The following is a 22,389-nucleotide window of genomic DNA, read 5'->3' as shown; positions in this document are numbered from 1 at the left end:
AAATTAAGTTGGACATGCTTCAAAAAATATGAACCTTCCCGTTACACCTATTTTTTTGATGTTGATTTGCACATTTAATCAATATTGGTTTCATTGCGTTCAGCAAATAATTGCGTCGCCGCTACCGCTTTTTGCCATCCACGATATAGTTGCTCCTTACGGGCATTGTTCATTTCAGGTTTAAATAATTGACTGGTAGCATTTAAAGATCTAATCTCGTCCATATCACGCCAGAAACCAACCGCTAATCCAGCTAATAACGCTGCACCTAAAGCCGTGGTCTCTAAATTAGTGGCACGTGCAATTTCAATTCCTAAAATATCTGCTTGGAACTGTAATAAAAAGTCATTCATCGCTGCGCCACCGTCAACTTTTAAGACCGGTATCTCTATACCTGAGTCACTTTGCATCGTTTCAATAATGTCACGGACTTGGTAGGCAATCGATTGTAAAGTTGCTTTAACGAAATCTTCACGTGTCGTCCCCCGGGTTAATCCAAAGACTGAGCCTCGTGCATCTGAATTCCAATATGGAGCTCCTAGACCGGTAAATGCCGGCACAATATAGACTTCATCGTTATTCGTCGATTTTTCCGCTAAACGCTCGGACTCTGGTGATGATTCAATCATTTTTAAGCCATCACGAAGCCATTGAATCGCCGAACCGGCTACAAAAATAGACCCTTCTAGTGCATAGTTCACCTTGCCATTAATACTATAACCTATCGTGGTTAAGAGATTGTTTTTCGAAATTAAGGCCTCTTCACCGGTATTCATAATGATAAATGAGCCTGTTCCATAGGTATTTTTAACCATTCCTTTTTCAAAAGCTAATTGGCCAAATAAAGCAGCTTGTTGGTCTCCAGCCATTCCTGAGATGGGCACTTCTCCACCGTAGAAATGAAAGGAAGCAGTGGTACCATAAATCTCTGAGTTAGATTTCACTTCCGGTAACATTGTGGTTGGAATATTCAAGATTTCTAAAATCTCCTCATCCCATTGTAAATCATTAATATTAAATAACATAGTACGGGCGGCATTAGTATAATCAGTGACATGCGTCGCACCATTGGTCAATTTCCAGACTAACCAAGTGTCAATCGTACCAAATAACAATTCGCCTCTTTCTGCTCGTTCTTGCGCTCCTTCAACATGGTCTAAAATCCAACGAATTTTAGTCGCTGAGAAATAAGCATCAATCACTAATCCAGTTTTTTGGTGGAATAACTCTTTATATCCTGCATCTATTAATTCATCTGCTAAATAAGCTGTTTGCCGTGATTGCCAAACAATCGCATTATAAATAGGCAAACCAGTATTTTTGTCCCAGACCACCGTCGTTTCTCGTTGGTTAGTAATCCCAATCGCTTCAATTTGGCTAGGTTTCACGCCACTTTCAATAAAAGCTCCCGCAATAACAGATTGGACTGAGTTCCAAATGAGATTTGCATCATGTTCTACCCAACCAGCTTTAGGGAAAATTTGAGGAAATTCTTTTTGGTAGGAAGCCACCATTTCCCCCTTTTTATTAAAAATAATGGCGCGTGATGAGGTCGTACCTTGATCAATCGCCATAATAAATTTTTCTTCGTTCATGAGAAACCTCCTCGAATTTTACTACTACACTTCTAGTATAATCCTGAGTTTATGAAAATGCTAACAAAATTGATTATATTATTTTTTATATCAAGATTTTATTATAGATATTCTATTTGGTACCTAAACAGACTTAATCATGAAATAAATTACAACGTCGTGCTTAATCAGCTAAATTTTTTAATAGATAACAAAGCTAACTTAATGCCTAAAAGCACATTACCAAACATAGCTGAATTATCTAAAATGGTCACATACACCTTCACGAGGTTTAATGACTTAAAACCGTTAAATACAAAAAAAGCCAGTAAAACATCAAGCTGTCTTACTGAACTTTTCATAAAACTATCTGTGATTAAAAAATTAATTGATCGCCTCTCCGCCCGTGACACCATAAATTTGTGATGTGACGTATGAGGATTCTTCTGAAGCCAAGAAGACATAAACTGACGCTAATTCGACTGGTTGTCCTGCGCGACCTAATAAACTTGCTTGTCCAAACTCAGGTATTTTCCCATCTAATTGCCCGTCGTCTAATTGAAGTGGTGTCCAGATTGGACCAGGTGCTACGCCATTTACTCGGATACCTTTTTCAGCGAAATACTGAGCTAAGTTTTTTGTAAAATTAGTTATCGACGCTTTGGTAGCCGCATAATCCATTAATTGTGGACTCGGACTCGTTGCTTGTACCGAGGTTGTCGTTACAATTGTTGCCCCCGTTGGTAAATGTTTCTCCGCTGCTTTCACTGTTTCAAACATTGAGACAATATTGACTTTGAAAGTGTCTTCTACTTGTTCAATCGTTAAATCCGATAGGTTTTCTACCGCAATTTGTTGAGCCGCATTTAAAACTAAGATATCTAGCTTACCTAATTCTTTAACAGTCTGTTCAACAATCTCTGTCGCCACATTTTGATCGCGTAAATCAACTGGCATCAATAAGGAGCGACGGCCTTCTTTTTCAATTATCTCTTTTACTTCTAAAGCATCTTGTTCTTCACCTGGGAAATATTGAATCGCAACATCGGCACCTTCACGTGCAAAAGCGATCGCAACAGCGCGTCCGATTCCGGAGTCTCCCCCAGTAATTAAAGCTGTTCTGCCTACTAAACGGTCGTTTCCTTTATAAGAAGTTTCACCGCAATCGGGTTCTGGTAACATTTCATCTTGTAGTGCTGGAGTGTCTTGTTCTTGATCTAGAAACTTGCCTGGATGATACAGCGTTCTTGGGTCTTTTAAGTTCTTGTTCATTGATTGTTCCTCCTTCTACTTGGTAGACCAAGTGTAAAGGAAATATTAATTAGATTCAAATGATACGACTCGCTCAACTATCTTTTTATTAAAACAAGCCATCACTTGTTTAATTTATCCAAATGATGCCCAACCATATTAAGACACAGGTTGCGGTCATTCAACCACTGTGCTGATAATTAACAAACTATATATTGTCTGAACTTACAACGTTCATGCTCTCTCTTGAAGATGCAGATTGAGCCCCTCAACCACTGCTCAGATAATTAACAAGCTATATATTGTCTGAACTTACAACGTTCATGCTCTCTCTTGAAGATGCAGATTCAATCCCCTCAACCACTGCGCCTATAATAAATAAAAATATTTTGAGTTTTTCGCAGTTTCTGGTGAGCTTTATGCCAGAATGCTAAAATAGTCTGTCAATTTAAGTTGTTAGCCAGATGCGCATAAGGCGATTTAACTGCTCGGTATCATGATTGATGAATCTACCATTCGAATGACATTAACTCAAAATTTTGGGGCTTCCTTAATCCTTTCCAATCTTTTGCTTATACAGGATGAAGCAAAAACTTAACGCTTTTTTATGGCTATTTCACTTCTCAGACCTTATTAAAGAAATTTTAACTTGTCTTATAATGACTAGGTGTTTTACCAAAATATTTTTTAAATTGCTTACTAAAGTAGAGTGGATCTTGATACCCGACTAATTGCGCTACTTCTTTTACCGCTAAATTAGATTCTTTCAATAAAGTTGAAGCGTGCTTCATCCGTATATCAATTAAATAATTAATGACCGAAATGTCTTGTACCTCTTTAAAAATACGCGATAAATAAGTCGGACTAATTAATAATTCTTGTGCAATCTGATCAATGGTTAATTCTTCATTATAATGTCGGTCGATATAATGCAAAGCATCCGTCACTAAATTTTGTTTTCTGGACACCGTTGGATTAATCCCGATTAAATTTAAGCCTTGAGAAGCTTCTAAACTTCTAATAATTTGGACGATTAATTGTACCGTTAAAGCTTTAGTCATTGCTCGAAACTCTAAAGATTCTTGTTCTAATTCATGGACGATATTCCAAGCAATCTCCATAATTTTATGATGGTTTCCTTGAGGCGATAAAATCGTCTCTTTATTAGGCATAGTATCTTTTGGATAACCCGTTAATAAAAAATTTCGAATCCCTATATGCAATTCATGTGCGCTTGTATTCAATGGTTGCTTTTCCCAATGCACCACTCCGGGATTAAAAACCATCACAGTATTGGCTTTAACTAAATGTTTTTCATCTTCAATGGTATAGAGTGCTTCGCCTTCCAACATAATCGATAATTCTGTATATTCATGTGAATGAGGGGCATTAAAATGTCCTTCACTATTCCAGCAATCAAAAGCGTAAACAATTTCTGGATTAAAAGTATGTGAATTGATAATCGGCATGGATTTTCCTCCCTTTTTCTCTCCACTTCATTTTACCACAAAAATAAATGGGATATTCCATATTTTTTTGTACATATTCCATTTAATAATGATTCGTAAATAGTAAGATAGAACATGAAATTATTTAATAAGGAGGAGTTATCTACAATGAACCCATTTACTTGGATATGGCAATATGTCAAACCCTATACCCCGCGCCTCATCATCGCTTCTATCTTCTTAATTTTGAATGCGATCTTGGTGGTTATTAATCCTTTTTTAAGTGGGATTTTAATCGACGAAATCATCGGTCAAAATCAACCGGAACGTCTCGGGAAAATCTTGCTTTTAATGATTGGGATTACCCTTTTTCGCACTATTATTCGTTATACTTATCAAATGTTATACGAAAAAAGTGGTCAAGATGCGGTCTTCACATTACGTAATGAACTGTATGATAAATTAAATAAGATGGACTTCAACTTTTTCAACCATACAAAAGTTGGGGATATTATGGCTCGGATGACTGGGGATACGGACGCAATCCGTCACTTTGTCTCTTGGGTCAGTTACAATATTGTTGAATGTATTGTCTGGTTTTTGGCAGCCGTTATTGTCATGGCCTATATTTCATGGCCGTTAATGCTAGCACTCGTTGCGGTTACGCCCTTCATCTACTTATTGGCTCGCAGTATGACGCAAAAAAGTATGCCGCGTTTCTTGGATATTCGTGAAAGTTTTGCCCGTCTAAATTCAATGGTAGAAGAAAATATTTCTGGAAATCGTGTGGTCAAAGCGTTTGTCCGTGAAGATTATGAAATTGAAAAATTCAATCGTCATAATGATGATTTTAAACAAAAAAATATGGCGTCTGCTGAAGTGACTCGTGATCACTTACCTACACTCGATTTTCTAGCGAATTCACTGAGTGTGATTACTTTAATTTTTGGTGGGTATTTAGTTATTAAAGACCAAATGTCGATTGGTGACCTCGTTGCCTTTAATGGTTTTTTATGGATGTTAAACAACCCGATGCGCATGAGTGGTTGGTTAATTAATGATGTCCAACGATTTCAAGCTTCTTCGATTAAAATTATGGACATGTTAAATTATGAACCCGCAATTCCAGTAGAAGATGTCAGTGATATGCCGAAATTAAAAGGTGATATTCGCTTTGAACATGTTAACTTTGAATTTGCTGATGATCCGAACACCCCTGTCTTAAAGGATATTTCATTTGAAATTAAATCCGGACAAACTTTAGGGATTTTGGGTGAAACAGGTTCGGGTAAATCAACCTTAGTGAACTTAATTAGTCGCTTTTACGATCCAACAAAAGGAACGGTCTATATCGATGGGAAAGATGCACGTGACTACTCAGTACGACATTTGAGAAATAATATTTCAATGGTCATGCAAGACATCTTTTTATTCTCTGATACCATTTCTGAAAATATCGCTTTCGGTAATCCCTCTATTAATCAGTTATTTATTCGTGAAATGGCTCGAATTGCCGATGCGGATACTTTTATTAATAAAATGCCTGATGGCTATAATACCATTGTCGGTGAGCGAGGTGTCGGCTTATCGGGTGGTCAAAAACAACGGATTAGTCTAGCACGTGCGTTGGTAAAAGACCCAAGTATTTTAATTTTAGATGATACGACGTCTGCTGTAGATATGGAAACCGAAGCCAAAATTCAAGAAGAATTGACTAAGATTACCAATGAAAAAACGACCATCATTATTGCCCATCGTATTTCTTCGGTACGTGATGCTGATTTAATCTTAATGATGTCCAAAGGTCGGGTCGTAGAACAAGGAACCCATGCTGAACTCGTTGCTAAACGTGGTTTATATTACGATGTATATCAAAAACAATTAGGGATTGAGGGCGTAGCGCCTACTCAAGCTGAATTATAGGAGGTGACCATCAATGGCATTATTTAAAAAGCAACCAAAAAACGTAAAAGATAAAGTGCAGTCTGATGTCAATCAAAAACGCCAAACATCTTTAGAGGATGAATATTTAGAACAAGAATTTCATTTTGAAGATTTTAAACGTTTAGCACATTATTTGAAACCTTATTTAAGACCCAGTTTGATTGTCTTTATCAGTATCATTATTACCAACTTATTTGGATTGGTCATTCCTTATTTGACCAAACTGGCGATTGACGAGACGATTCCCAATAAAGATTTAGGGCAATTAATGTTATTCGGCTGCATTGCATCATTTTCACTTTTCGTTATTGCCTATGGTTTACGTTATCGTATTTACAAAATTACCGAGATCGGTCAAGATTTATTAAAAGATATGCGCTATGATATTTTCACGCATTTACAAACGTTGCCCTTCTCATATTTCGACAGTAGACCGCATGGTAAAATCTTAATTCGAGTCGTTAATTACATCAATAATTTAAGTGATTTATTAAGTAATGGATTAATCAACTTAATTGCTGATTTATTAAATGTCGTCTTAACGCTCATTGTCATGTTGAGCATTGACTGGCGTCTAACCTTATATAGTTTGATTCTGTTACCAATATTATTCGCCTTTTCAATGTTAATTCGTAAATATCAACGCACTGCTTATCAAGAATTAAGTAATAAGCAATCTACAATGAATTCATACATTCATGAAAGTATTGCGGGTGCTAAAGTGACACAATCTTTTGCCCGTGAACCAAAGAATCAAGAAATCTTTTATGATGTCAACGACCAAACGCGCCGTTCTTGGATGAAAGCTGTCATGATTCAATTCTTATTATGGCCGGGCGTGTTAAATATTTCAGTCCTAACCACTTCGATTATTTACTATGTTGGGATTATGAAAATTGGCGTCGACGTCTCAGCCGGAACCTTAATCGCATTTATCGCTTATGTCAATAACTTTTGGAACCCTATTTTAAATATTGGAAATTTCTACAATAGTTTAATTACCGCCTCAGCATATTTAGAGCGTATTTTTGAAACTTTAGACACAAAGTCCGATATCGTCGATGCACCTGATGCTTATGACTTACCCGAAATTAAAGGACAAGTTACATTTGATGATGTCGTGTTCCGTTATGAACCTGGCCGTGATATCTTAAAAGGGATTAATTTTGAATTAGAACCTGGCACCTCTGTTGCCTTAGTCGGACCGACGGGGGCAGGTAAAACCACTATTATCAACCTATTAAGTCGCTTTTACGATGTGAGTGAAGGAGCTATTACCATTGATGGACATCCAGTCGATAAAGTCACCCTGGCATCTTTACGCCGCCAAATGGGGGTTATGTTACAAGATACATTTATTTTCTCTGGAACCATTATTGATAACATTCGTTATGGTAAATTAGATGCGACCGATGAAGAAATTATGGAAGCAGCCAAAGTAGTCCACGCACATGATTTCATAATGGGTCTAAAGGATGGCTATCATACTGTCGTAGAGGAACGTGGTAGTACTTTATCAGCCGGACAAAGACAATTAATAGCTTTCGCCAGAACTCTATTAGCCGATCCACATATCTTAATCTTGGATGAAGCCACTTCAAGTATCGATACCAATACTGAAGAACTATTACAAGAAGGTTTACAAGAGCTACTTAAAGGTCGTACTTCCTTTATTATCGCCCACCGATTATCAACCATCCGTAACAGTGACCAAATCTTTTACATTGATGGTGGCGTGATTGATGAACGAGGTACCCATGAGGAATTAATGGCGAAAAGAGGCAAATACTATCACTTATATCAATCACAATATAATTTATTATTTGTAGAATAATCGGCACTTACTGTATGAATGCTTTTAACTAGTCAAGGTTTAAGAAGCTATTTTGAACATTTATCGTCTGTTAAAATTACACAAGCTAAAGGATAGCTTTTAAGTTAAATAGTGTTTGATTGATTGCAATCCGTCAATAAAAACAAGCGGACCGTCTAGATTAATTTGTAGCGTGATTAGCGCCCCGGTTTGCGCCGGCCAAAAAAGCTTTCATAATCAGTTTAATGCGAGTGGTGAGATTGGGAGTGGGCAAGAAGTAAAAAATCAGTCGATTTTCGCTTCGTCTGCCCACCTCCGCACAGTTGGGAGTAGACCAGAAGTAGAAAATCAAATGTTTTTCGCTTCGTTGGCCTACCCCCGCACAGTTGAGTAGGTATCAAACAAGTCCTTAAGACGCAGGTTGATGCCACTCAACCACTGCGCTTTTAAACATCGAGCAATGACTTGACTGGATTTCTCAAGGTTGTTCTCAGCTACATTAAGACGCAGATTGAGACTACTCAACCACTGCGCTTCGAAATAAATAGATATGTCTGAACAGAATTTAAAAAGTTTTTGCTCAGCCTCTCTCACGCTCGCTTTTGTTTTTTATCAAAAATTAAGTATAATATTGATATTAAGCCTTTGGAGGTAATTATGAATATTCTAGTTACGATTGATCAAAATTATATTAAGCAGCTTGAAGTGATGATGTTTAGTTTAAGACGGCATCACCCTAAAGAAGAGTTAGACGTTTATTTATTGCACGAAAAAATTCCGGAAAAAGCACTTAAAAAACTGAGCGAAACTTTGCAAATCGTGACGATTAACTTGCATCCTATCCAAATCGACAATCAGTTTTTTGAGAACTTTCCGATTACTGAACGCTATCCCTACACCATGTATTACCGCCTATTGGCTGCGCATTTCTTACCGGATTCAGTAGACCGAGTTTTATATTTAGACCCTGATTTAGTCATTATTAATCCGATTGATGAACTTTATAATATCCAGTTCAACGGTCAATTTTTTGCTGCTGCAACCCATGTTGAAAAAACACTTGAGAAAATTAATCAAGTTCGCTTGAATTATTCAAATGGCATTTATGTCAATTCAGGCGTTTTACTAATGAATACTAATTTACTACGTGCAGAGCAAGATGTTGACGCAATTGCTCACTATGTGGAACGATTTAAAGATTTATTATTTTTACCTGACCAAGATGTTTTATCCGCACTCTATCCCGATAAAATCATTAAAATTGAAGCTTCACAATATAATATGACCGAACGTATGTGGATTAAAGAAAAAGTGAATCAATTAGGCGGCAAATTAGAATGGATTGACGAAAACTGCCACATCATTCATTATATCGGTAAAAACAAGCCATGGTTACCGAACTACTTTGGTGACTTAGATCGCTATTATATTGAAGCTGAAGGCTATTTAAAAGGACGATTGGATGCTGCTAAATCGAGTCAATAGAGACGGGGTAGCATAAAATTTTCGTAAAATGGAGTCGGTAAATTTGTAAGCGAGATAAAACAATACCATTTATTTTCAACAACTCAGAATGACTGCTTATCAAAACTCAATAGCTCTCATGAATGATTAGTATTTTCAAAACTGAGCAGTTTCCCGTGAATAACCGATATTAACTATATCCCTCTGGCTCATATTATGTATTGAATTGTCTCAATTAATTCAACTCTCACGACCAAAATATATTGTCTAAACCAATTTGACTCTTATAAACAACCCATAATATCAAAATGAACGCCCTTCACCATGAAAAAAGTCACTGATTAGGTGCAAGACCTTTCGATGATGGAGGGCGTTTTTATTATCCTTATGGACTGTCAATTAGCTTAGCAATGTTTTATTATTTAACTTCGTAATGCTCTTTAATCTCAGCGAGTCGATAAGCTAGTTCTTCAAAGTCAATGATTCGTACTTGTCGATGATACTCTTTACCTTTTAAATATATCAGTACCGTTGGAGAAGAAAATAAATTCAGTTGTCCTGTCAATATTGGGATTTGACTAATATCGACATGATAGACTGGAAATTGGTGCTCTTTCGCTAACTGATTAACTCTTGGATAATCCGCATGACAAACACTACATCCCGGCGCAGTAGTATATAGGATAAAATAATCCTCATTATTCAATAACTCATCATACTGATTATAAGATTTTATATCAATCATTTTCATCCCTCCTATTGCCTCGATTATAGCATGCTTACTCTTATTTGTCTGAAAAGTTACTCCATAGCTAAGTTTGATGATTTCTGTCCAAAATTTAAGATAGTTATGTTCTTGTGTTAGAAACTTGATTATGCCACTTATAGCAGTGTCAATCTCATGTTCCAACACGCAATATAAAACAACTAGAAACTTTTAATTATGCGACATCATTTTTATATTCAAACCAAAATATTAGAAACCGCTTTCTTTAAATGATATAATTAACTTACATTAATTTTAGGAGGAATTTTAATGGCATACGAAACAAAGTATCCTTTTACAAATGAGGTTTTAAAGTCTTACGATAATATTTCTGACGAAACAATCGAAAATATATTAGCTACGAGTCATGCTCTCTATAAAAAATGGCGCAAGCAAGATACCTTAGCAAATCGTAAAGAACAATTACATAAAATCGCTGAAATTTTACGTCGCGATGTTGATAAATATGCTGAAATTATGACCAAAGACATGGGCAAACTGTTCGTAGAAGCTAAAGGTGAAATCGAACTATGTGCTGATATTGCGGACTATTATGTAAACAATGCTGACAACTTTTTAACGCCGAGACACTTAGAAACTGATACAGGGGACGCTTATTATTTACGGCAATCAACGGGTGTTATTTTAGCGGTTGAACCTTGGAATTTCCCATTCTATCAAATCATGCGAGTATTCGCACCTAATTTTATTGTTGGTAATCCAATGTTTTAAAACACGCTTCAATCTGCCCCGGTTCAGCCCAAGCCTTTGAAGATTTAGTAAAAGAATCAGGCGCGGAAGATGGTTCCTTCACTAACCTATTTGTTAGCTATGAGCAAGTTGCTAAAATTATTGCTGATTCTCGTATTACCGGTGTCTGTTTAACGGGCTCTGAACGTGGTGGTGCATCGATTGCCGAAGAAGCCGGCAAAAACTTGAAGAAGACGACTTTAGAATTAGGGGGGAATGATGCTTTCATTATTTTAGATGATGCGAACTTGAATGAGTTAAAATCATTATTACCCGATGTGCGTTTATACAATGCCGGGCAAGTCTGTACCTCTTCTAAACGTTTTATCGTTACTGAGAAAAATTACGATGCTTTCCTTGAAATTTTATTAGAAAGCTTCAAAGGTGCTAAATGGGGAGACCCGATGGACCCAGAAACAACTCTTGCCCCACTTTCTTCAGCTGGAGCCAAAGAAGATGTCTTAGCCCAAATCAAATTAGCTGTTGATAATGGCGCAAAAGTATTGTATGGTAATGAACCCATTGACCACCCTGGAAACTTTGTCATGCAAACCATTTTAACGGATATTACCAAAGATAATCCTATTTTCAATCAAGAAATTTTTGGTCCAGTGGCATCTGTTTATAAAGTTGCAACTGAAGAAGAAGCCATTGAACTTGCGAATGATTCAAGTTACGGATTAGGCGGAACTGTCTTTGGTACTGATATTGACCGCGTCCATGAAGTAGCAGCCCAAATTGAAACTGGAATGTCTTTCATTAATTCTGGTTGGGCCTCTCTACCAGAATTACCATTTGGTGGTATTAAAAACTCTGGTTATGGTCGTGAATTAAGTGAACTTGGCTTTACAGCCTTTGTCAATGAACACTTAGTTTACACACCGAAAAAATAACAATAGTCATTCCTTAATACAACAGGACGCCGATAATGGCGTCCTGTTATGTTTTTTATGCAAAAAGACACAGGATGTCCCGTCATTCTGTGTCTTACCCTTTGGGTGAACTTATTCAACTCAAATCTATTTACCAACTCAGTTCACCGATAAGATTTTCTCCCAACTTTATCAATAAATTTATGAAATGAACCGTCTTAATTTGGATAGTTTGATAATTCGATTTATTTTACAAAAGCATTGTAAACCTCTTTAACAAATCCTCCAATTTTCGAATCGGACCAATAATTTGTTAGAACCGTTAAAGCGAATGGTTTATCACCACTAGCAATTCCAGTTGTGTGATTATAATATGGCCACCAAGCTCCAATCTTTTGGTACGTATTGACTGGTAAAACATCTAATTTAGTGCCATCATAAATTGTTTTGTCTAATGTGGTCATAGCTTGACGTTCTTTTTGAGTATTCATATATTTAACCACTTCTGTCATTTGTTTTGGTGTGACAGTTAGTGAGAATTTTGGCGCACCATATACTTTTTGCGTAAAACGATTAAAATCAGCTTTATCACGATAACCAACATAATGTAAAAGCATATTTGATCCTAAATTATCTGAATCGCGTCCCACTCGATGTAAAACTTCTCTTACCGTATAAGGTTTACTTCTAAAATTCTCATATTGGATTGTCCCTGAACCACCCCATCGATAAGATTCAGGATGGTTATAAATAGCATCCGTATACCACCATTTCGTATCCCAAGATAAAAGTCCACGTTCAATTAAATCTTGTGTATAAGCCATTAAGACTACTTTCGGTACAGACGCGCCATACATTAATGAATTTTGATACATTCCGGCTGTTTGTCCATCAGTTAAACTTTCAAAGTAAGCATATGCTGATTGTCCCATGTAGCGATTCATCACATTCTGAACCGCTTGGCTTACACCACCAACAACTGTTGTGTCCCCTTTGTTGTTTCCAGTTGTTTGCTTAACTATGATAGTCTGATTTGGATAAATCAAATGACCTGAAATATTATTCCATTGTTGTAACTGACTAACCGTTACTCCATACTGAGCAGCAATTTTATTTAAAGTATCTCCACGAGCAATAGTATATTGTTTAATTTCCGTTGTCGTTTTTTGGTCAGTAGGCTTCGTTTCCTTAGTAGGTTCCTTTTTCTCTGTTGGTTTAGTTTCTTCTACCGGTTTTGTCGGAGTAGTCGTTTCTACTGGTTTGGTTACTGCCACTTTATTAACGATTATCTTTTGATTTGGATAAATCAAATGACCTGAAATATTATTCCATTGACGTAATTGTGCAACTGACACCCCATGCGCTCTCGCAATTTTATTTAAGGTATCTCCACGTACGATAGTGTATTGTTTAATTTCTTTTGTCGTTTTTTGTTCAACCGGCTTCGTTTCCTTGGTAGGTTCCTTTTTCTCTGTTGGTTTTGTTTCTTCTACTGGTTTTGTTGGTTTAGTCGGTTTTGTTTCTTCTACTGGTTTGGTCGGAGTAGTCGTTTCTACTGGTTTGGTCTTTACCACTTTATTAACGATTATCTTTTGGTTTGGATAAATCAAATGACCTGAGATATTATTCCACTGACGTAATTGTGCAACTGATACCCCATGCGCTCTCGCAATTTTATTTAAGGTATCACCTCGAACGATAGTGTATTGTTTAATTTCCGTTGTCGTTTTTTGGTCAACCGGCTTCGTTTCTTTAGCAGGTTCCTTTTTCTCTGTTGGTTTGGTTTCCTCTACTGGTTTAGTTGGTTTGGTTTCCTCTACTGGCGATTTAGGTGCAACTTTTCCTACGATAATTTGTTGGTTAGGAAGAATTAAATTGCCGGTAATCTTATTCCATTGACGCAAATTATCCAGTGTAACATTATAGCGTTTAGCGATGGACCATAGGGTCTCACCGTAGGTAATTCGATGTTTCTTTACTTCAGAAATAGGATTAACCACCGGCTTCGGTACTGATTTTGTGGCATTTAATGTTTTGGTAGGCACTGCTATAACATTGGATTTTTTATTGGAATCTTCTTCTGTCACGTCCGTATCTTTGATATTTACAGCATCTACAGTCTGTTCTTGTGTCGTTTCTAGTTCAACAATTTTTTCTATATTCGATTCATTAGTCGTTAAACTGATATCATCTGATTTCTCAGTTGATTCCGTCTCTTCTTGTAATGGTGCTACTTCAGTAATCCCTTCTTTTGATTCATCTATTAAAGTTATTACTTCGGATGTCGCATCAGTTGTTGTATCCTCTAAAATGTCATTCTCGAACTCTGTTGAATGATCGACCACCCCTTCTTGTGTTGCATCTAGTTTTGGGATTTCTTCTACAATCGTTGTCTCAACATCTATCCCCTCTGAAGCCATCTCTTCTGCTTGGACGTTTTGAACTAATGCTAAAGATGTGAGGGTCATAATACCCACTACAATCCATTGTCCTTTTCGTTTTTTCATAATTTTATTCCCCATTGAATTCTCCCTCTCCAATACATAAAAATATTTCATTTGTATTACAATTATATATTTTTTTTTACCGTTTTTCAACACGCTTTCAATACCCATCATAATAGTTAAAATTGGCTAAAAAAACTGCCCAAACTTTTGTTTGGGCAGTTTCGATCATTTAAAATGATTATTTAATTGCGCGAGATTGTAAACCTTCTTCTTCTAAGAAGAATCTGAATGGTACTAAATCTTGAGCTTCGTAACGTTCTTTGAAAGCTGCGATTTCTTCTTCAGTCGCTACTTTTGGATCTAATTGTAATACTTCAACTGGAATTGGACGATCTTGAGTGATTTTCGCATCGATCACTACTGTACGACCGTTTTTGTTGTCTTCAACAGCTTTACGCATTACTTCATCCATTTCTTCAATTCTTGTTACAGTATAACCTACAGCACCTTGTGCTTCTGCGATTTTAGCGTAGTCAACGTCTGTAAAGTCAACACCGAATAAGTGTTTGTTAGTATCTTCATATTTGTTCTTAATGAACGCATATTCAGTATTAGAGAAGACAACGTTAATAACTGGTAAGTTGTATTGTACGTTTGTAATCACGTCTGGGTAAGACATGTTGAACGCACCATCACCCATGATATTCCATACTTGACGATTTGGGTTATCTTTCTTAGCAGCAATACCACCAGGTAAAGCAATACCCATTGTCGCGAATAATGGAGAAGTTCTCCACATATTTTTAGGTGTCATGTGTAAGTGGCGGATTGATGTTTGAGTAGAGTTACCTACGTCAATTGAATAGATAGCATCCTCGTCAGCATATTTGTTGATTGCTGCATATACTTGGTATAATTGTAACTCACCTTCAGTTTTACCTTCAAGTTTGTTCATGTAGTCACGCCAGTTTTGGTTATTCTTAACGTTAGCTCTCCACCAAGCTGTATCTTCAACAACATCCATTTTATCCATGATCGCTTTTGCTGCTTCACCAGCATCACCTAAGATTGCTGCATCTAAAGCATGACGTTTACCTAATTTATGAGGGTCGATGTCCACTTGGATAAATTTATCAACGTTTTTGAATGCTTCATATACTTCAGCAAACGGGAAGTTACATCCCATGAATAATACTGTATCTGCTTCGAATACCACTTCGTTAGCTGGTTTCCAACCAACACGGTAAGCTGAACCAGTTAAGCCTTCATAATCCCATTGGAAAGCTTCAAAGTTTTTACCAGTTGTAATGATTGGTGCTTTGATTTTTTTAGATAATTCAGTAATGATTGCACCGTTTTTAACGCCACCGAAACCAGCATAGATAACTGGACGTTCAGCATTTTTTAAGATTTCAACTGCTGCATCGATATCTGCTTCATTTAAACGTGGTGCTAAGTACTCACGTTGGTAAGAACCTGAACCATAGTAAGAATCTGCATCGATTTCAGCGAAACCAAAGTTTACTGGGATTTCAACAACAGCTGGGCCTTTACGAGCAATTGCTGTACGACAAGCTTCGTCAATTACTTTTGGTAATTGTTCTGCATAAGCTACACGTTTGTTATAAACAGCAACACTTTGGTACATAGGGTTTTGGTTTAATTCTTGGAAAGCATCCATGTTTAATTCATTAACTGGACGTGAACCTAAGATTGCGACAAATGGAATGTTATCCATCGCTGCATCGTAAACCCCGTTGATTAAGTGAGTAGCACCAGGTCCACCAGAACCAACTGCAACCCCTAAAGGTCCACCAAATTTATATTGCATTACAGCTGCTAATGCACCTGTTTCTTCATGGCGAACTTGTAAGAAACGAATATCATCTTGCTCTGCCATTGCATCCATTAAAGAACTTAAAGTTCCTGAAGGGATACCATAAATAGTATCAACACCCCAAGTTTTTAAGACATTTAACATAGCTGCAGAAGCAGTAATTTTACCTTGACTCATTGAATAGTCTCCTCCTAAAAAATGTTAGTGATATTTCCACACAAGCAATAGATTAGCACATTGTTTTAAAAATGGCTATTAAAATTTCGATGAAAATTCATGTTTTCGCCCTATTTAACGCTTTCATAACAAAATTGTATAAAGAATTGCTGAAAAAGCATAAAATTGACCTCTATATAATGTTATATTTTGAAAAACAGACCATAAATACTGTATCAATATTCATTCTAAATTAGATAAAATTATTCGAAAATAAGGTTAAAATCAGTGAATAATCGGGGTTCTTCTGTTCAACATCTGTATTAATACTGTGTTACAATTTTTTCGACATTTATCAACCTGTTATAAAACAAAAATATAAAAATAGTGACTTCGTTCTACTCTTTTATTAGTCATTTGGACATCATGAAATATTGTATTTGGGATGGTATTGTTCAAAGAAATTTTCTCTCTAATCAACCTAACAATTACAACGTTAGTCAGAAGTATATTATTGTATGTCGTGTATACTCCATATAGTAACAACAGCCACTCGTTTCAAGTTTCATTGAATGATTTGTTAGACAAGTTAACTCGCAAACAGAACCCTAAGATTAATCTCAGTTGTTAATTGAAGAAAATGAACTGATATTGACTCTCTACTACTGTTTCTCTAAAAATCAAGTTATAATATTATAAAAGTCAACTTAAAAATCCCGATTTGTCTCACTTAAGATTCCCCACTAGTACCACGTTCTTTGCTTCCTTATAAAAAGATGACTCAATAATCGTTCTTATTTGATCCTCCTCAATACTTGGCTGAAAAGTGAAGTCATAATCGTCGATGGTCTTTAAGTAAGGGAAAGCAGCGACTTTAACATTATACAAACGGTTATTTTCTATCAAAAGCGGCTCACTTTTCAATTAATATAGTGGCTTGCTTTAAGTTAACATATACATTCATAGTAAAATTTTAATATTTTTGTAGACAACTTAATTACAGACAAAATCACGAGCTTTGTTGTATATAAAAATAGTGCTGGTGATTTCTCCTCCAACACTAAAAATTATTGAACCATAATATGATAACGAAATTCAGTCTATATTTTTTTCATTTTCCCTACAAATTATTGTAGAGCCAAAATCAAAGCAAATACTCTACACCTTAAATATATAAGTAAAATCAAGAGACACTCTATTGTTTTTTTATTTTAAATCTTACTCATTAAGTATTACTTTTAGAGTTAGAATCTAACAATTCAAAAAGCAATTGATATTCATGTTGTGCTAACAATAGACAACCTAGGGTAGCAGAATTATTTCCTAACTCTGGTTGAACCAAATATCGTTCCAATTCTGGTGTTGGCAAATATTCATTCAACAACTTCTCAAAATGAGACCGCACCTTGTAAATTAAGCCTTCCTTCTCCATTACTCCGCCCCCATATATAATAACCTCTGGTGATAAATAAAGGAATGTATTATAGGCAGATTGTGCAATATAGTATGCTTCTAAATCCCAGAATCGGATCGTCCGCAGGAATATCCTGTCCACGCCTTCCAGTTCTTTCTTCAATTGCAGGTCCACAAGCCATGCCTTCAAGACAATCTCCATGGTTAGGACAATGGCCGATATAATGATCATCAGGATGACGTCTAGCTAATGCATGCCCCATCTCAGGATGTGAGTAACCTTGAACAAAATCTCCATTCATAAGAAGACCTCCTCCAAAGCCGGTTCCAATAGTATAATAAGCAACGCTTTCATAATCCTTACCTGCCCCAAGTTTAGCTTCACCATAAGCCGCAGCATTTACATCAGTTGTCCAAGCAACTGGAATATTTAAATGTTCCTTAACTGTACCAACAAAATCAAAGAATCGCCATGCATATTTGGGAGTATTTGTTATATAGCCATATGTTTTAGAATTATGGCGAATATCAATCGGCCCAAATGATCCGATACCAATTGCCTTTAATTCCTTCTGATAACGGTCGAAGAAAGTAAATACTTCAGCCATTGTTTCTTCAGGATTTCGAGTTGGAAAACTAACACGATCAATAATCTCAAGGTCTTCTCGTGCCACAGCACAGACAAACTTAGTTCCTCCAGCTTCAATTGAACCAAACATTTAATCACAACCTTTATAAAGATTCAAATTTGCCTTGTTTAGAGTAAATATTCTTCTCCATAGCATCAGCAATATCTTCCCATCGATCAAACTGACCATAAGCTGTATAGATAGTTGAGCCAACTGGTAATTCTGGATATTCATTTTCTCCATTTGTTCCCCAATTAACCCACCCTGAATCATTTCTTTGTACAATTTGATAATTAGAAACTACATTGCTAGTATACCATACCATCTTATACCCAGAAGCGTCATTAATATGTGCTGTCTTGTTAGCATTCATAGCAAATATAGTCTGCTCAGGAACTGAATTAACATCCACACCATTTCCAGAAATTTGAACATTATCATATCGATCTGTGTGATAAACAACGTCATGGGCTTCTGGGATAATATCCTCAACATGCTCTTTAATTTCTCCTTCTGAAAGAATCTTGGCTTCAGTTGCGAATAATCTCCAGAAGTAATCCCACGATACATCATTTAAGTCATCTGCCCCAATACTATCCCGATAAGTTTTAATTTTGGGGTTAGTTTCTGCTGTCGCTTCATTCAATAATTTATAGACACCATCGTAAAGAATGCTCGCATACGGGTCTCCTGCTCGAAAAATAGTTTCCCCATATGTTGCAAACCGGTCAAATACTCTGTTGCCTTGCCCACTTTCGAATTCATCTCCAACGGTAATTTTATTCACAACTGGAGATTGATCGACGGTAGTTGAAAACTCGTCAACATCATACTTACGTCTAAACCAAGGCGTGCCATAAAAAAACTCCCATGTAATTCTAAATGATTTATCTCTTAAATTAGGATCAAGTCCATTGGGAATTTTCCCTTCAAAAATATATCGATGATAAAGTGGGCCTTCCTCCTCAACTGTTATCTTAGCTATTGTATGCTCTGGTGGATTTACTAGTCCATTCTTTGGTGTAAAAAATGGCCCATAGAAACCACCAATTGCATTAGAATAATCCTTAATTAAGTTGAAATCTTCCTCTTTTGATTTAAAGTAACGAATCCCCCATTTACCATAAGAAGTTCCATCTGCTGTACCTTCGCACAGCTCTAAAATGTAGTAACCTGTATCTAGCCTCCTGAAACCGTCACTTTGTTCAACTTTCAATTTTTTAATACCTTCAAAATTTTCAGAACATGATTCTTGATCATTTAACAATAATGTGTATCGCTTAGCTAACTCTCCTGAATTCATTGATACTAGATATACCATGGTAGCTTCAAGAAGGCGATTATCACTACCGTAAACTTTGTCTACTAACTGATAGGCTACTTCTTGACCATTATCATCACGAAGTTGAATAAGTTTCTCCTCAACTTCAATTTCATGGAACATTAACTTAGTCATAACTGGTTCGTTAATTCTATTTAAATTTTGTGGATTATTTAAATAAATATAACTCTTTAATTTATTCATTTTTTACCTCCAAAATGTTATTTTGATTTGCTAAATCTATCTTTCTGCGCATCAACAATTACAGCTGCTAGAATGATAATTCCCATTACTACTAACTGCCAGAATGAACTCACGCTTAAAAGATTAAGTCCATTACTTACAATTCCAATTACTAGCGCTCCAATTACAGTTCCACTGATTCTTCCTTTACCACCAGACATGGAAATTCCACCAAGTACACTAGCTGCAATAGCATCCATCTCATAACCTTGCCCAATTGAAGGCTGACCGGAATACATTCTTGCTGCTAATACCACACCGGCAAAAGCAGCCATAAATCCAGAGATTAAATAAACGTTTATCTCAATTTTATCCGTATTAATTCCAGATAATCTTGCTGCTTCTCTATTACCACCTATAGCGTATACACCTGTTCCAAACTTTGTCTTTGATAACAATGTAGAAAAAATAATTATAAAAATTATCATATATACAATAGGAATAGGGATGATATCAAACAATCTATAAGTACCCATTTTGTTAAAAGCATCTTGAGTAATTCTTAATGATGACCCCCCGCTATAAAGATAAGCAGCTCCTCTAGCAATATTCATTGTCGCTAAGGTAACTATGAAAGGAGGTAATTTGAATCGCGTAATTACTAATCCATTTAGTAACCCAATTATTGCTCCTATAGATAATCCCATTAGAATGGCTAGAACCATAGGTACTTCTTGATTAATAATGAGGCCAGCAACCAAAGTTCCTACTAATGCGACAATTGCACCGACCGATAAGTCTATTCCACCAGTAATAATAACAAGAGACATTGCCAGGGCAATAAACATATTATTAGTAATCTGTTGAAGTAGGGTTATTAAATTACTAGATGATAAGAAAACAGGAGAAAAGATTGATAATAGTACAAATTGTAAAATTAATACCGTCAGTATTCCTCGATTGTGACGTATTACGTTAAAAATCGGCTTCTTATTCTTATTCATAGTCCAAAACGTCTCCTCCTGTAGCTAAATACATAATTCTTTCTTGAGTCATTTTTTCTTTACTCACGTGACCAACAAGTTTTCCTTCTCTCATAATGTAAGTCCGATCTGCCATATTTAATATTTCATTCAAATCAGACGATACCATTATAATAGTGATTCCTTGATGGGTTAATCCATTAATAACATTATAAATCTCAGATCTTGCACCAACATCTACACCACGAGTAGGCTCATCTAATATTAAGATGCTAGGCTCAGTGGATAACCATTTACTAATTACAACTTTCTGTTGATTACCTCCTGATAAGGTACCTACAATCGTATCTATTGAATCGGCTTTAATCTGAAGCCCTTTATGGTACTTTTTACTTGATTCAATTTTCTTATCTTCACTAATAAGTAACGGATTCTGTGTCAAATTATCAAGATTTGCTAATGTGATATTAAACTTAATATCATCTTCTAAGTGCAACCCCTGATTCTTGCGGTCTTCTGGAACTAATCCAATACCATACTGAATGGCTTTTTCTGGAGAATCAATCGAAACTTGTTGCCCCTTCACATAAATAGAACCTGAAGTAACAGGTAGTGCTCCAAAAAGTGCTAGCATTAACTCACTTCGACCAGCTCCTACAAGGCCTGAAAAACCTATAATCTCTCCTCTTCTAGCATTGAATGATACATCTTCGAAATATCCTGGTGAATTTAAATGCTCCACTCTTAGAACTTCATCACCGATAGAAGGTGTCTCGCGTGTATAGATACTCTCAATGCTTCGACCAACCATCATTCTGATTAATTCATCTTCATTTGTCTCTTCTGTTCTGACAGTGTCAACATATTCCCCGTCACGAATAACCGTAATTCGATCTGTCATCTCAAACAGCTCTTCAAAACGATGAGATATATAAATAATACTAATGCCTTTAGACTTTAGATTCTTCATCACTCTAAAAAGGTTTTCGACATCAGATCCTGTTAATGATGAAGTCGGTTCATCCATGATTAAGATTTTAGGCTCAAATGATATCGCTTTAATAATTTCTACAAGTTGTTGCTGAGCTATCGTTAACTCTGAAACTTTTGTCGATATATCAAAGTTTAAATCCATACTCTTAACCATTTCTGTAGCTAAATCATACATTTTGCTTTCATTTTTTATCCCTAAATAATTAACCGGTTCTCTGCCTAGAAAAATATTCTCATATATAGTTAATTCTGGTACTAACACTATTTCTTGATGAATGATCCCAATCCCATGTTGGGTAGCAGTATGAACATCTGTTATATTAACTGAATTTTGGTTGATATATATATTACCGTCATCAGGTTGATGAACTCCACCTAATACTTTAATCAAAGTTGACTTACCTGCACCATTTTCACCCAGAAGACCGTGAATTTCTCCTTGTTCTAGTTGGAAGTCAATTCCTCTTAGGGCCTGAACACCACCGAAACTCTTGGTAATACCCTTCATTTCCATAACTAACTTGGACATTGTTTCACTCCCTTAT

General features: G+C 36.2%; 12 protein-coding genes and 3 pseudogenes. 4 read left to right on the top strand and 11 right to left on the bottom strand.

The features are described 5' to 3' along the window. Positions 1-74: 74 nt before the first annotated feature. From glpK to CYJ72_RS09120, 3 genes are all read right to left on the bottom strand, one after another. The gene (gene glpK / locus CYJ72_RS09130; protein WP_284629478.1) at positions 75-1,595 is read right to left on the bottom strand and encodes a glycerol kinase GlpK; all 1,521 of its coding nucleotides are present in this window, start codon (positions 1,593-1,595) and stop codon (positions 75-77) included. A 363-nt stretch (positions 1,596-1,958) separates the two neighbouring features. Next, positions 1,959-2,846 (bottom strand): SDR family oxidoreductase, encoded by an 888-nt coding sequence (locus tag CYJ72_RS09125; protein ID WP_284629476.1) that lies wholly within the window; start codon positions 2,844-2,846, stop codon positions 1,959-1,961. Between the two features lie 623 nt (positions 2,847-3,469). Continuing rightward, positions 3,470-4,294 carry an AraC family transcriptional regulator gene (locus CYJ72_RS09120; protein ID WP_284629474.1) on the bottom strand — a complete coding sequence of 275 codons (825 nt, stop codon included), beginning with the start codon at positions 4,292-4,294 and terminating at the stop codon, positions 3,470-3,472. A 147-nt stretch (positions 4,295-4,441) separates the two neighbouring features. Here CYJ72_RS09120 and CYJ72_RS09115 point away from each other — a divergent pair, with 147 nt between their 5' ends. The 3 genes from CYJ72_RS09115 to CYJ72_RS09105 all read left to right on the top strand — a co-directional run bounded on the left by CYJ72_RS09115 (position 4,442) and on the right by CYJ72_RS09105 (position 9,515). Beyond that, positions 4,442-6,196, top strand: a complete 1,755-nt coding sequence (locus CYJ72_RS09115; protein ID WP_284629473.1) for an ABC transporter ATP-binding protein — start codon at positions 4,442-4,444, stop codon at positions 6,194-6,196. Between the two features lie 13 nt (positions 6,197-6,209). Continuing rightward, positions 6,210-8,051, top strand: coding sequence for an ABC transporter ATP-binding protein (locus CYJ72_RS09110; protein ID WP_284629470.1), 1,842 nt, complete (start codon positions 6,210-6,212; stop codon positions 8,049-8,051). A gap of 636 nt (positions 8,052-8,687) precedes the next feature. Next, entirely contained in the window at positions 8,688-9,515 is an 828-nt protein-coding gene (locus CYJ72_RS09105; RefSeq protein WP_284629468.1) for a glycosyltransferase family 8 protein, read from the top strand. Between the two features lie 397 nt (positions 9,516-9,912). Here CYJ72_RS09105 and CYJ72_RS09100 read toward each other — a convergent pair whose 3' ends face one another. Beyond that, positions 9,913-10,239: a thioredoxin family protein gene (locus tag CYJ72_RS09100; RefSeq protein ID WP_101813234.1), complete on the bottom strand. Its 327-nt coding sequence runs from the start codon at positions 10,237-10,239 to the stop codon at positions 9,913-9,915. 291 nt (positions 10,240-10,530) lie between these two features. Here CYJ72_RS09100 and CYJ72_RS09095 point away from each other — a divergent pair. Next, a pseudogene (locus tag CYJ72_RS09095) lies at positions 10,531-11,903 on the top strand (NAD-dependent succinate-semialdehyde dehydrogenase). Between the two features lie 224 nt (positions 11,904-12,127). Here the strand turns inward: CYJ72_RS09095 and CYJ72_RS11690 are convergent. The 7 genes and pseudogenes from CYJ72_RS11690 to CYJ72_RS09060 form a co-directional block, all read right to left on the bottom strand. Beyond that, a pseudogene (locus CYJ72_RS11690) lies at positions 12,128-13,288 on the bottom strand (LysM peptidoglycan-binding domain-containing protein); the annotation flags it as partial. A gap of 1,279 nt (positions 13,289-14,567) precedes the next feature. Next, the gene (gene spxB / locus CYJ72_RS09085) at positions 14,568-16,343 is read right to left on the bottom strand and encodes a pyruvate oxidase (RefSeq protein WP_284629464.1); all 1,776 of its coding nucleotides are present in this window, start codon (positions 16,341-16,343) and stop codon (positions 14,568-14,570) included. A 705-nt stretch (positions 16,344-17,048) separates the two neighbouring features. Further along, positions 17,049-17,228 (bottom strand): ATP-binding protein, encoded by a 180-nt coding sequence (locus CYJ72_RS09080; RefSeq protein WP_284629462.1) that lies wholly within the window; start codon positions 17,226-17,228, stop codon positions 17,049-17,051. 319 nt (positions 17,229-17,547) lie between these two features. Next, positions 17,548-18,454, bottom strand: a pseudogene (locus tag CYJ72_RS09075) (ROK family protein). A 13-nt stretch (positions 18,455-18,467) separates the two neighbouring features. After that, entirely contained in the window at positions 18,468-19,889 is a 1,422-nt protein-coding gene (locus CYJ72_RS09070; protein WP_284629460.1) for a hypothetical protein, read from the bottom strand. A gap of 17 nt (positions 19,890-19,906) precedes the next feature. Continuing rightward, positions 19,907-20,872, bottom strand: coding sequence for an ABC transporter permease (locus CYJ72_RS09065; protein ID WP_431606494.1), 966 nt, complete (start codon positions 20,870-20,872; stop codon positions 19,907-19,909). Beyond that, positions 20,865-22,373, bottom strand: coding sequence for a sugar ABC transporter ATP-binding protein (locus tag CYJ72_RS09060; protein WP_284629458.1), 1,509 nt, complete (start codon positions 22,371-22,373; stop codon positions 20,865-20,867). The genes CYJ72_RS09065 and CYJ72_RS09060 overlap by 8 nt, the downstream gene beginning before the upstream one ends. Positions 22,374-22,389: the final 16 nt, after the last annotated feature.

The sequence above is a fragment of the Globicatella sanguinis genome (assembly GCF_002847845.2).
Taxonomy (GTDB): Bacteria; Bacillota; Bacilli; order Lactobacillales; family Aerococcaceae; genus Globicatella; species Globicatella sanguinis.
Note: the sequence above shows the minus strand (reverse complement) of the source record. Positions and strands in the feature narration are given on the sequence as shown.

Coding starts and splice junctions, on each gene's coding strand:
- glpK (WP_284629478.1), bottom strand. CDS start 1,595: ATGAACGAAGAAAAATTTATTATGGCGATTGATCAAGGTACGACCTCA.
- CYJ72_RS09125 (WP_284629476.1), bottom strand. CDS start 2,846: ATGAACAAGAACTTAAAAGACCCAAGAACGCTGTATCATCCAGGCAAG.
- CYJ72_RS09120 (WP_284629474.1), bottom strand. CDS start 4,294: ATGCCGATTATCAATTCACATACTTTTAATCCAGAAATTGTTTACGCT.
- CYJ72_RS09115 (WP_284629473.1), top strand. CDS start 4,442: ATGAACCCATTTACTTGGATATGGCAATATGTCAAACCCTATACCCCG.
- CYJ72_RS09110 (WP_284629470.1), top strand. CDS start 6,210: ATGGCATTATTTAAAAAGCAACCAAAAAACGTAAAAGATAAAGTGCAG.
- CYJ72_RS09105 (WP_284629468.1), top strand. CDS start 8,688: ATGAATATTCTAGTTACGATTGATCAAAATTATATTAAGCAGCTTGAA.
- CYJ72_RS09100 (WP_101813234.1), bottom strand. CDS start 10,239: ATGATTGATATAAAATCTTATAATCAGTATGATGAGTTATTGAATAAT.
- spxB (WP_284629464.1), bottom strand. CDS start 16,343: ATGAGTCAAGGTAAAATTACTGCTTCTGCAGCTATGTTAAATGTCTTA.
- CYJ72_RS09070 (WP_284629460.1), bottom strand. CDS start 19,889: ATGAATAAATTAAAGAGTTATATTTATTTAAATAATCCACAAAATTTA.
- CYJ72_RS09065 (WP_431606494.1), bottom strand. CDS start 20,872: ATGAATAAGAATAAGAAGCCGATTTTTAACGTAATACGTCACAATCGA.
- CYJ72_RS09060 (WP_284629458.1), bottom strand. CDS start 22,373: ATGTCCAAGTTAGTTATGGAAATGAAGGGTATTACCAAGAGTTTCGGT.